The following is an 11,893-nucleotide window of genomic DNA, read 5'->3' as shown; positions in this document are numbered from 1 at the left end:
CTCCCTGTTTCCTAGAGGTGGGGGGCGACCTCCGTGCCGAAGGCCGCGATCTGGTCGATGAGTTCGGTACGGCTCCGGGACCGGAACCGCACCTGGATCTGGTGCACGCCCATCTCCCCGTACGCGCGCAGGGAGGCGGCGAGCTCCTCCGGCCGGCCGCTCAGGGTGCGCCGGCCGACCTCCCAGCCGGGCGTGCCGACGTACAGCGCCTCGGTGATCGCGCCGACGGTGACCGGCTCCGCGATCCCGGCCTCCGTACGGAGCCGCAGCAGCCTCTCGATCTGCCCGGGGAGCCTGTCGCGCGGGTCGCCCTGCGGAAGCCAGCCGTCGCCCTTGAGCGCGGCCCGGCGCACGGCGGCCGGCGAGGAGCCGCCCACCCAGAGCGGGACCCGCTCCTGCGCGGGCCGGGGCAGCTGCCCGAGGTCCTTGAAGGCGAACCGCTCCCCCACGTGCTCCGGGTACTCCTCGGGCCCGAGGGCCGCCCGCAGCGCGTCGACGGTCTCGTCGAGCACGGCGCCGCGCCGCTCGAAGTCCACGCCGAGCGCCTCGAACTCCTCCTGGACGTGCCCGGCGCCGACCCCGAGGACCAGGCGGCCGCCGGAGAGGTGGTCGAGCGTCGCGTACGCCTTGGCCGTGACGAGCGGATGGCGCAGGCCGACGACGGCGACGTGCGAGAGGAGCCGGACCCGCTCGGTGGCGGCGGCGAGGTAGGAGAGCGTGGCCACCGGGTCGTACCAGACGGTGCTCATGGGACCGGCGAGCCGGCGCGGGATGGCGACGTGGTCGCAGCTCGCGAGGTAGTCGAAGCCGTGGGCCTCGGCGGCCCGGGCGATGGCGACCAGATCCGCGGGACCAGCGGTCGCCTCCCAGGCCTCGGCGTAGAGGGTGCTCTGCGACTGGACCGGCAGCTGCATGCCGTAGACCACCATGGAAACCCCCTTGTGCCCGGGCACGCGGCCCGCATCTGACGGATCGTCACTTCTACGAGCAGGCCCATGCTCGTACCTGACGATCCATCAGGCAAGGGGTGGGGGCGCGCGGGAGCGATCCGGGCACACGGCACGCCCCCGTCCGGGCGGCGCGGGGCCGCCCGGACGGGGGAACGGTCTTCGTGCTCCGGCGCGTCAGGCGCTGTCCGCCGCGCCGGTCGCCCGCACGTGGCGCACCAGGGCCGAGGCGGCCAGGCAGACGATGCCCACGGCGCTCAGGAGCGCCACCGCCTTCGCCCAGGCGAAGGCGGTGCCGAGGCTGCCGCTCAGGAGGTCGACGGTGCGCACGCCCGCCACGCCGTGGAGCGCGATGACGAAGACGGCGACACCCGCGGCGGCCGCCCAGGCGATCAGGGTGTCCCTGGCCGCGAGCCACACCGCGCACGCCAGGCAGAGCACGGTGACGACCACGGACAGCGCCTGCGCGTCGCCGCCCGAGCGCAGGCCCGAGAGGTCCGTCGGCAGATGGATGAGGCCGCAGGCGAAGAGCGCGAGCGCGGCGGGCCAGCGCAGTACCGACCGCAGCGCGGGCGAGGCGGTGTGACTGCCGGGGCCTGAGGCCAGCGCGGCGTCCAGGGGGGACTTGCGGCCCTTGGGGGCGTTCCGGACGCGCTGGGGGGTGGCGGCGGCGCTGGTGGTGGCGTTGGCGGTGGCGGTGGCGGCCGATGGGGCTTCCCCGCCGATGCGTTCACGGCTCTCGCCCTCGCCGCCCGAGGTGGACTGCCAGTCGCCGCTGTCGGCGCCGAGGATGCCGACGAGCTGGACCACGTCCTCGACCGGACGGCCCACCGCCGCGGCGCGCAGGGTGGTCTCGGCCTGGTGGAGGTCGTAGCCGGAGGCGTTGAGGAGGGCGAGCAGCTGGCGCACTTCGCCCAGGGGGCGGGTGACGGCCGCGGCGCGGAGGGCCACGTCCGCGGGGCTGGAGAGCTCGCCGGTCTCCTGGAGGCGGGCCACCAGCGCGGCGACCTCCTCCACCGGCCGCTCGGTCGCCGCGGTCCGCAGCAGCGTGTGGACCGCTTCTTCACCGGTCTCGTCGTGGGCGGACGCCTCGGCGGCGGGCCGGGACTGCGGGGCGGCGGGGGGCCCGGAGGCGGTCGGGGAGCCGGGCGCGGCCGGGGGCTCGGGCGCGGCCTGCGCCTCCGGATCCGGATCCGCCGGGGGCTTCGAGTCGGCCGGGGACTCCGGGTCGGCCGGGGACTCCGAGTCGGCCGGGGACTCCGAGTCGGCGGCCTGCGGCTCCGGGCCGGCCGGGGACTTGGGGGCGGTCTGCGGGAACGCCACCCCGAGCGGAACCGCCGACACGGCGGGGGACTTCGCCGCGACGGGGTACTTCGTCGGCGCCGGGGGCGAGGAGACAACCAGCTGGCGGGACGGACCCGGGCGGGGCTCTGTGGTCGGTTCTATGTCGGCAGGTTCTATGTCGTCGTCCGCGGAATGAACGTGCGGGAGGGGGTCGGGGGTCATGTCACAGGCTCCGTTCGTGAACGTCCCCTGGGGGACATCCACTGGCTGTCTCGTGATGTGCAAGAAACGCACACTTGACTACTATTTGTGCGCAGTCCACGACACTCCGCCATCAGGGGCCCGTCCCGTTGGGCTGTTCGGGCGACGAACGGCCGGGCCCCTCCGGCGAGGAGCCCGACCGCGGTCACGGGACTACGCCCGCCAGAGCCCCTCCGGCGTCAGCCCCAACAGCTCGATCGCGTTGCCCCGCACGATCCGCTCGACGACGTCCGCCGACAGGTGGCCCATCTGGGCCTCGCCGACCTCCTTCGACTTGGGCCAGGTGGAATCGGAGTGCGGGTAGTCCGTCTCGTACAGGACGTTCCCCGCCCCGATCGCGTCGAGGTTGCGCAGCCCGAAGGCGTCGTCGAAGAAGCAGCCGAAGACATGGCCGGCGAAGAGCTCGGAGGGCGGCCGCGTGACCTTGTCGGCGACGCCGCCCCAGGCGCGGTTCTCCTCCCAGACGACGTCGGCGCGCTCCAGGATGTACGGGATCCAGCCGATCTGCCCCTCCGCGTACATGATCCGCAGGTTCGGGAAGCGCTCGAACTTGCCGCTCATCAGCCAGTCGACCATCGAGAAGCAGCAGTTCGCGAAGGTGATGGTGGAGCCGACGGCCGGCGGCGCGTCGGCGGACGTCGAGGGCATCCGGCTGGAGGAGCCGATGTGCATCGCGATGACCGTGCCGGTCTCGTCGCACGCGCGGAAGAAGGGGTCCCAGTGGTCCGTGTGGACGGAGGGGAGCCCGAGGTGCGGCGGGATCTCGGAGAAGGCGACGGCCCGGACGCCGCGCGCGGCGTTGCGGCGGACCTCGGCGGCGGCGAGCTCGGGGTCCCAGAGCGGGATGAGGGTGAGCGGGATCAGCCGCCCGTGCGCCTCGGGCCCGCACCACTCCTCGACCATCCAGTCGTTGTAGGCGCGGACGCAGAGCAGCCCGAGCTCGCGGTCGCTCGCCTCGGTGAAGGTCTGCCCGCAGAAACGGGGGAAGGTGGGGAAGCAGAGCGCGGACTGGACGTGGTTGACGTCCATGTCGGCGAGCCGGTCCGGGACGGAGTGGGAGCCGGGCCGCATCTGCTCGTAGGTGATGACTTCGAGGCGTATCTCGTCCCGGTCGTAGCCGACGGCGGTGTCGAGCCGGGTGAGGGGCCTGTGCAGATCCTCGTACACCCACCAGTCGCCGATCGGCCCCTCATCCCCCTTTTGTCCCATGACGGGGGCGAACTTTCCTCCGAGGAAGGTCATTTCCTTGAGGGGGGCGCGGACGATCCGGGGTCCGGTGTCGCGGTACCGGGACGGGAGCCGGTCCCGCCAGACGTGCGGGGGCTCCACGGTGTGGTCGTCCACCGAGATGATCTTCGGGAAGGTCTCCATGTCCTTCACGGTAGCGCCGATCTGACGACCCGTCAGCTAGTGGGGCTCAGAACGACCGGGTTGCGGCCTCACAACGGCTTCACAACGCCCGTACAACGGCCGACCCGATGCTGACGGACTCGCTCCGGACAAGGCAGACTGTCCTGGGCGAAACCAGCGGTAAGGGCAGGGGGAGCGATGGACCGTGAGAACGGGCCGCGAGTTCCGGCACGGATCCCGGACGGGAGCGACGCCAAGGCCGCACCCGGCGTGCCTGCACAGCGGAACGGCCGGAGGACGGCAGCTCCCGGCGGTGAACAGCACAAGGCCACGACCGGCGTCGAGACCGGAATCGAGACCGGCACCGAGGAGACGACCCTCGCGGGGCGGCCCTCCGGCGGCGGGTTCCGCTTCGGCGTGCTCGGGCCCGTCCGCGCCTGGCGCGACGGCGAGCCCGTCCCCACCGGCTCCCCGCAGCAGCGCGCCCTGCTCGCCGCGCTGCTCCTGCGCGGCGGCCGCACCGCGACCGCGCACGAGCTGATCGACGCGCTGTGGGGCGAGGACCCCCCCTCCCAGGCGCTCGCCGCGGTCCGTACGTACGCCTCCCGGCTCCGCAAGGCCCTCGACCCGAAGGTCCTGGTCAGCGAGTCCGGCGGCTACGCGCTCCGCACCCCCGCCGACGCGCTCGACGTGACCGCCGCGCAGGAGCTGGCCGCCGAGGCCGAGAAGCTCCGCGCGGCCGGGGACCGGACGGCCGCCCGGGCGCGGCTGGCCGAGGCGCTCGACCTGTGGGACGGCGAGGTGCTCGCCTCCGTGCCCGGCCCGTACGCCGAGACGCAGCGGACCCGCCTGGAGGAGTGGCGGCTCACCCTCCTCGAAACCCGCCTGGACATCGACCTGGAGGTCGGCGCGCACGCGGAGGCGGTCTCCGAACTGACCGCCCTGACCGCCGCCCATCCCCTGCGCGAACGCCTGCGCGAGCTCCTGATGCTGGCGCTCTACCGCAGCGGACGGCAGGCGGAGGCGCTCGCGGTCTACGCGGACACCCGCCGGCTCCTCGCCGACGAGCTGGGCGTCGACCCGACCCCGGAGCTGTCCCGGCTCCAGCAGCGCATCCTCCAGGCCGACGCGGAACTCGCCCGTCCGGTGGAGGAGCCGGCGCCGACGGCGGCGCCGGTCGCCCGCCCGGCCCAGCTCCCGGCGACGGTCCCGGACTTCACGGGCCGGTCGTCCTTCGTACGGGAACTGGGCACGCGTCTCGCCACGGCCGAGGGATCGGTCATGGCGGTCTCGGCGCTCGCGGGCATCGGGGGCGTCGGCAAGACCACGCTCGCCGTGCACGTCGCCCACGAGGCGCGGCCGCACTTCCCGGACGGCCAGCTGTACGTGGACCTCCAGGGCGCGGGCAACCGCGCGGCCGCACCGGAGACGGTCCTCGGCTCGTTCCTCCGGGCCCTGGGCACCCCTGACTCGGCCATCCCGGACTCGCTCGACGACCGGGCGGCGCTGTACCGCTCGACGCTGGACGGCCGCCGGGTCCTGGTACTCCTGGACAACGCGCGGGACGCGGCGCAGATCCGCCCGCTCCTCCCCGGTACGGCGGGCTGCGCGGCCCTGGTCACGAGCCGCATCCGCATGGTCGACCTGGCGGGGGCGCACCTGGTGGACCTGGACGTGATGTCCCCGGAGGAGGCGCTCCAGCTCTTCACCAGGATCGTCGGCGAGGAGCGGGTGCAGTCCGAACGGGACGCCGCCCTGGACGTGGTGGCGGCCTGCGGCTTCCTCCCCCTGGCGATCCGTATCGCGGCGTCCCGCCTGGCGGCGCGCCGGACGTGGACGGTCTCGGTCCTGGCGGCGAAGCTGGCGGACGAGCGGCGCCGCCTGGACGAGCTCCAGGCGGGCGACCTGGCGGTCAAGGCCACCTTCGAACTCGGCTACGGCCAGCTGGAGCCGGCCCAGGCACGCGCCTTCCGCCTCCTGGGCCTGGCGGACGGCCCGGACATCTCGCTGGCGGCAGCGGCGGCGGTCCTGGACCTCCCGCTCTGGGACACGGAGGACCTCCTGGAGGCCCTGGTGGACACGTCCCTGGTGGAATCGGCGGCTCCCGGCCGCTACCGCTACCACGACCTGGTCCGCCTCTACGCGCGTGCGTGCGCGGACCGCGACGAACAGCCCCCGTCGGAGAAGGAGGCGGCGCTCTCCCGCCTCCTGGACTTCTACCTGTCGACGGCGGCCCGCGTGTACGCCATCGAGCGCCCGGGCGACCGCCTGGTGGACCACCTGGAACCCACCTCCTACGAAGGCCTCACCTTCACGGACCGCCACGAGGCCCAGGACTGGCTCTACGCGGAAGCGAACTGCCTCCTGGCCACGGTCCGCCAGTCGGCCGCGACACCGGGCACTCTGCGACGGGGGGTGGACCTGCTGTGGGCGTCGCTGGACTTGGCGGAATCCGGGGCGAACTCCCGCGAGTACGAGGCGGTGGCGACGGTGCTGCGGGAGGCGGCGAAGAACGGATCGGACACCCGCGCAGGTGGCCGCGCGGCGCTGACCCTGGCGTACGTCCAGCATGTGGCGGGCCGCTTCGACGAGGCCGACGGTCACGCCCACGAGGCGATGGATCTCACCTCCTCGACGGGCGATGCCCTTCCCCTGTGCTGGGCGGCCAACGCCCTGGGCATCATGGCTCTCTACCAGGGGCGCAACAATGACGGAGAACGCTTCCTCGCCAAGGCGACCGAAGCGTTCCGCGCCTGCGACGACGCAGCCGGCGAAGCCAGCGCCCTGTGCAACCTCTCCCGGATCCACCTCGCCATGGGACAGACGGACATCGCGGTCGAACTGGCGCAGCGAGGAACCGACATGTACGACGCCATGGGTCATTCCCTCAAGGGCGCCAACGGCCGCTACGCACTCGGGCTCGCGCTGACGCAGGGCGGCCAGCTGGTAGAAGCGGCGACGCGGCTCACCGAAGCACTCGGGGTGTTCCAGGACAGCAGACAACGCCTCTGGGAGGGGATGTCTCTCTTCAGAATCGCCGAGGTGGACATCGCCGCCTGCCGGTACGCCCAAGCCGCATCGAACTCCGAGATGGCTCTGGCCATCCTCTGGGGAGTGGGCGGCGAGTGGCGGCGGGGGCAGGTCCTTGTCGTCCTGGGACGCGCGCTGTCCGGCATAGGGCAGCACGGGCGGGCAAGGGTCTGCTGGCAGGAGGCCCTCGACATCTTCGTGGAGCTGGGAACGCCGGAGGAATCCGAGGTACGGACCCTGCTGATGGAAACTGCTGCGGCCTGACCACTGAGCTGCCCGTTCATCGTTCGTTTATGGCAGTGGGGCAGTCTTCACTCATCGATCCGCCGTGTCGGGGGGCAGACGGGTCGGTGGTACGGCCGTCACACCGTCGCACTAGGGTGAACGGCTCCGAGTGGGCCCTCCGGCTGTCCACGGGGGAACGGCTGGCAGGGCCCACTCGCCCCATCCGAAGTCATTTACGGGAGTTGATCAGAATGGCCGACCTGAACCCGGTAAACACGCCCATTGCCGGCGAAGACATCGTCAGCAAGAACATGCACGCGACGGACGCTCCGGTCACGGACGCGGTGGCCGAGAAGCTCGGCATCAGCGGCAACATGCACGCCACCACGGAGCCCATCGACGGCAGCGCGGGCACGGCCACCACGGACAACATGCACGCCACGTCCGAGCCGGCCAACTAAGCCACTCCCGACGGGGAACGGCCGCGGCGGCGACTTCGGGGGAGCCGCCGGGGCCAACCAGGGAGGTCCGGTCGACGGGGGAGCACACGGGCCCGGGGGACACCCGGCGGAACCAGGGGGGATCCGTCCGGGCAGGGCCCGTGCGCAACGCGATCGGACCACCGCACAACGGAGGGGCCGGGCATCTGCCCGGCCCCTCCGCGCGTTCGGGCGCCGAGCGTCGCCCCGCACGCGACCTGATCGCCGCCGCAGCCGCCCGCCGCACCCGCCCGCCGGAGCCGTGGCCGATGGCCTCCTCCGGCGTGACGCGGACCGGCGGGCTCCGGGCCCCCTACCGCCCCCGCAACTCCCCCTTCACCACCTTCCCGCTCGCGTTCCGCGGCAGCTCCGGTACGAACTCGACCTCTCTCGGGACCTTGTAGTTCGCCATCTCTCGGCGTGACCAGGCGATGACGTCGTCCGCGGTCAGGGTCGAGCCCGGGCGGCGGACCGCGAAGGCCTTGCCGACCTCGCCGAGGCGGGGGTCCGGGACGCCGATGACGGCGACGTCCGCGATGTCGGGGTGGAGACCGAGGAGCTGTTCGATCTCGGCCGGGTAGGCGTTGAAGCCGCCGACGATGAACATGTCCTTGATCCGGTCCGTGATGCGGAGGTTGCCCGAGGAGTCCAGGACTCCCACGTCGCCCGTGTGCAGCCAGCCGTCCGCGTCGATCGCGGCCGCCGTCGCCTCCTCGTCCTCGAAGTAGCCGCGCATGACGTGGAAGCCGCGGACCAGGACCTCGCCGGCGTCCGACAGGCGGACCTCCGTGTCGGGGATCGCGCGGCCCGAGGTGTGCGCGACGACCTCGGCCGGGTCGCCTCGGCGGCACATCGTGACGATGCCGCTCGCCTCGGAGAGGCCGTACGCCGTGAGGACCGTGCCCACGCCCAGTTCCGACCGCAGGCGTTCGACCAGCCTCAGCGGGACCACCGCCGCGCCCGTCACGACCAGGCGGAGGGTGGACAGGTCGTGGGCCGTGCGGGCCGGGTGGTCCAGGAGGGACTGGTGGAGGGTCGGCGGGCCGGGCAGGACCGAGATGCGTTCCGCCGCGATGTTGGCGAGGACCGTGTCCACGTTGAAGACCGGCTGCGGCACCATCACCGCCCCGCGCAGCAGGCACGCGACGATCCCGGCCTTGTAGCCGAAGGTGTGGAAGAAGGGGTTCACGATGAGATAGCGGTCGCCCTCCCGCAGGCCCGCGAGCTCGCTCCACACCTCGTAGCAGCGCAGGGTCTGCTCATGGGTGATGACGGCGCCCTTGGGGCGGCCCGTGGTGCCCGAGGTGTAGATGACGTCGGAGGGGTCCGAGGGGGCGACGGAGTCGGCCCGTGCCCGCACCCGTGCCGGATCCACCCCGTCGCCCTCCGCGAGGAAGGCCTTCCAGGTGGTGTACGCCGGGTCGTCCGGCACCGTGTCGCTGAACACCACCACCCGCCGCAGGTCCGGGAGTCCGGCCTCGGCGCGGCGCAGCGAGGCGACGTACGAGGTGCCGAGGAAGGTGCCGGTGACGAAGAGCAGCCGGGCCCGCGAGCGGGCGAGGACGTCGGCGGCCTCGGCGCCCTTGAAACGGGTGTTCAGCGGGACGAGGACGGCGCCCGCGCTCACCGCGCCGAGCGCGGCGACGATCCAGTCGAGGGTGTTGGGCGCCCAGATCGCGACCCGGTCCCCGAGCCGTACGCCGGCCGCGAGGCACGCGGCCGCCGCCCGTTCCACCCGGGCGCCGAGTTCGGCGTACGAGACGCGGGTGCGGCCCTCGACGACCGCCTCCCCCGGCCCGTACCGCTCGGCCGCCCAGCGCACCAACTCCGGTATCGAGCCGTGCTCCATCCTGACCCCACCTCCCGTAGCTGACTATCCGTCAGATTAGTTGTAGCCTGACGCGCTGTCAGCAGTGCTGCCCCATGAGGAGGTTCGGTGCTCAAGGACGCCACGGCCATCGTCGGGATAGGACAGACACCCTTCGCGAAACAGCTCCCCGAGACCGAGAAGACCCTCGCCTGCCGGGCGATCCTCGCCGCTCTCGACGACGCCGGGATCGACCCGTCCGAGGTCGACGCCTTCGCCTCGTACACGATGGAGGAGACCGACGAGGTCGAGGTGGCGAAGGCCATCGGGGCCGGTGACGTCACCTTCTTCAGCAAGGTGGGGTACGGAGGGGGAGGCTCCTGCGCCACCGTCGGGCACCTCGCCGCCGCCGTCGCCACCGGACAGGCGAGCGTCGGCGTCGCCTGGCGGTCGCGGAAGCGGGGCTCCGGACCCCGGCCCTGGACCAACACCGCCGTCCAGCTGCCCACCCCCGGCCAGTGGACCCGGCCCTTCGGGCTGCTGCGGCCCGCCGACGAGATCGGCATGCTCGCCCGCCGCTACATGCACGAGTACGGCGCCACCCGCGACCACCTCTTCAACGTCGCCCTGGCCTGCCGCAACCGCGCCAACCAGAACCCCGCCGCGATCATGTACGAGCGGCCGCTGACCCGCGAGATGTACATGACCGCCCGCTGGATCAGCGAACCCCTCTGCCTCTTCGACAACTGCCTGGAGACCGACGGGGCGCTCGCCTGCGTGATCGTGAGCGCCGAACGCGCCCGCGACTGCCGGCAGAAGCCCGTCTACGTGCACTCCGCCGCCCAGGGCCTGCCCGCCCAGCACCACGGCATGGTCAACTACTGGAACGACGACCCGCTCTCCGGCCCCGCCTGGACCGCCGCCCGGCACCTGTGGAAGACCGCCGACTTCGGCCCGGCCGACGTCGACGTCGCCCAGATCTACGACGCCTTCACCCCGCTCGTCCCGCTCTCCCTGGAGGGCTACGGCTTCTGCGGCCGGGGCGAAGGCGCCGCCTTCACCGAGGGCGGCGCCCTGGAGATCGGCGGCCGGCTGCCGCTCAACACCGGCGGCGGCGGGCTCTCCGAGGCGTACGTGCACGGCTTCAACCTCATCAACGAGGGCGTGAAGCAGCTCCGCGGCACCTCCACCGCCCAGGTCCCCGACGCGGCCACCTGCCTGGTCACGGCCGGCGAGGGCGTCCCCACATCGGCCATCCTGCTTCGAGCCTGAGGAGTCGAGATGCTCACACCTCTCATCGACGAGGACGGCGCGCCCTTCTGGGAGTACGCCGCCCGGGGCGAACTGCGCGTTCAGGGCTGTACGAACTGCGGTGAGCTCCGCTTCCCGCCCCGGCCCTGCTGCCCGCACTGCCAGTCCTTCGACAGCGAGTGGCGGCTCATGTCCGGACGCGGCCGGATCTGGTCGTACGTCCTCCCCCACCCGCCGCTCCTCCCCGAGTACGCCGCCCAGGCCCCGTACAACGCGGTGCTCGTCGAGCTCGCCGACGCCCCCCGCGTCCGCCTCGTCGGCAACGTCGTCGCCGCCCCGGACGCACCCCTGAACTCGGTCGACCCGGCCCGGCTGCGCATCGGCGCCCCCGTACGGGTCGCCTTCACCGAGGTCGACGGCGTCACCGTCCCCCGCTGGCTCCTGGAGCGCCCGTGAGCATCCGGGTCGAACGCGACAAGGAGACCGGGGTCGCCGTCGTCACCCTCGACCGGCCGGAGAAGCACAACGCGATCACCCTCGCCATGGCCCGCGAACTCGGCGCCGTCTGGCGGGGGTTCCGGTACGAGGACGAGGTCCGGGCGGTCGTCGTCACCGGGGCCGGCGGCCGCGCCTTCTGCACCGGGATCGACCGCTCCGTGGACGTGCCGCAGCCCTCCTCCCCGTACACGATCGACGATCCCCTCCTCGCCCTCGGACCCAAGACGAACGACCTGTGGAAACCGGTCGTCGCCGCCGTCGAGGGCATGGCCTGCGGCGGGGCCTTCTACCTGCTCGGCGAGGCGGAGTTCCTGATCGCGGGCGAGAGCGCCACCTTCTTCGACCCGCACACCACCTACGGGATGGTCTCCGCCTTCGAGACCATCCACCTGGCACGGAAGATGCCGTACGGAGAGCTCGCCCGGATGGCGCTCATGGGCACCGCCGAGCGGATCTCCGCCCGGCGCGCGTACGAGACGGGGCTCGTCAGCGAGGTCACGGAGCCGGGCGGAGCCCTTGAGGCCGCCCGCGAGGCCGCCGCCGTCATCGCCTCGTACCCGACGGAGGCCGTCCAGGGGACGGTACGGGCGCTGTGGTCCGCCGGCGAGGCCGCCCGCGCCCAGGCCCTCGCCCACGCCCCGCACCTGGTGGCACTCGGGAACCTGCCGCCGGAACGGCAGGCGGAGCTGTTCACCCGAAGGAGGCCGGGGGCGAGCGACGGTCACCGGCTCCGATAGCAGATGCGAAGGTCTGTTTTAATG

At 72.9% G+C, this 11,893-nt stretch carries 9 protein-coding genes; 5 read left to right on the top strand and 4 right to left on the bottom strand.

Annotation, left to right across the window (positions count from 1 at the left end; all coding sequences use genetic code 11):
• Window positions 1-11: 11 nt before the first annotated feature.
• From GGE06_RS33705 to GGE06_RS33695, 3 genes are all read right to left on the bottom strand, one after another.
• Window positions 12-929, bottom strand: coding sequence for an LLM class F420-dependent oxidoreductase (locus GGE06_RS33705; protein WP_184932567.1), 918 nt, complete (start codon window positions 927-929; stop codon window positions 12-14).
• Window positions 930-1,124: 195 nt separating this feature from the next.
• On the bottom strand, window positions 1,125-2,453 hold the full coding sequence (locus tag GGE06_RS33700; protein WP_246532904.1) for a hypothetical protein: 1,329 nt from the start codon (window positions 2,451-2,453) through the stop codon (window positions 1,125-1,127).
• Window positions 2,454-2,645: 192 nt separating this feature from the next.
• Window positions 2,646-3,863, bottom strand: a complete 1,218-nt coding sequence (locus GGE06_RS33695; protein ID WP_184932566.1) for an amidohydrolase family protein — start codon at window positions 3,861-3,863, stop codon at window positions 2,646-2,648.
• 177 nt (window positions 3,864-4,040) lie between these two features.
• On the opposite strand from GGE06_RS33695, the gene afsR reads away from it, so the two are divergent.
• Together afsR and GGE06_RS33685 are read left to right on the top strand one after the other, a co-directional pair.
• The gene (gene afsR, locus GGE06_RS33690) at window positions 4,041-7,136 is read left to right on the top strand and encodes an SARP-family global regulator AfsR (RefSeq protein WP_221518829.1); all 3,096 of its coding nucleotides are present in this window, start codon (window positions 4,041-4,043) and stop codon (window positions 7,134-7,136) included.
• A gap of 212 nt (window positions 7,137-7,348) precedes the next feature.
• The gene (locus tag GGE06_RS33685) at window positions 7,349-7,558 is read left to right on the top strand and encodes a hypothetical protein (RefSeq protein WP_116160437.1); all 210 of its coding nucleotides are present in this window, start codon (window positions 7,349-7,351) and stop codon (window positions 7,556-7,558) included.
• A gap of 331 nt (window positions 7,559-7,889) precedes the next feature.
• Here the strand turns inward: GGE06_RS33685 and GGE06_RS33680 are convergent, their stop codons facing one another.
• Window positions 7,890-9,425, bottom strand: a complete 1,536-nt coding sequence (locus tag GGE06_RS33680; protein WP_116160436.1) for a FadD3 family acyl-CoA ligase — start codon at window positions 9,423-9,425, stop codon at window positions 7,890-7,892.
• A gap of 87 nt (window positions 9,426-9,512) precedes the next feature.
• Here GGE06_RS33680 and GGE06_RS33675 point away from each other — a divergent pair, with 87 nt between their 5' ends.
• From GGE06_RS33675 to GGE06_RS33665, 3 genes are read left to right on the top strand one after another with little or no spacing between them, the layout of a single operon-like run.
• Entirely contained in the window at window positions 9,513-10,655 is a 1,143-nt protein-coding gene (locus GGE06_RS33675) for a lipid-transfer protein (RefSeq protein ID WP_184932565.1), read from the top strand.
• A gap of 9 nt (window positions 10,656-10,664) precedes the next feature.
• Window positions 10,665-11,090 carry a Zn-ribbon domain-containing OB-fold protein gene (locus tag GGE06_RS33670; protein WP_116160434.1) on the top strand — a complete coding sequence of 142 codons (426 nt, stop codon included), beginning with the start codon at window positions 10,665-10,667 and terminating at the stop codon, window positions 11,088-11,090.
• On the top strand, window positions 11,087-11,869 hold the full coding sequence (locus tag GGE06_RS33665; protein ID WP_184932564.1) for an enoyl-CoA hydratase/isomerase family protein: 783 nt from the start codon (window positions 11,087-11,089) through the stop codon (window positions 11,867-11,869). Before GGE06_RS33670 ends, GGE06_RS33665 begins: the two co-directional genes overlap by 4 nt.
• Window positions 11,870-11,893: the final 24 nt, after the last annotated feature.

The sequence above is a fragment of the Streptomyces nymphaeiformis genome, from assembly GCF_014203895.1.
Classification (GTDB): domain Bacteria; phylum Actinomycetota; class Actinomycetes; order Streptomycetales; family Streptomycetaceae; genus Streptomyces; species Streptomyces nymphaeiformis.
Note: the sequence above shows the minus strand (reverse complement) of the source record. Positions and strands in the feature narration are given on the sequence as shown.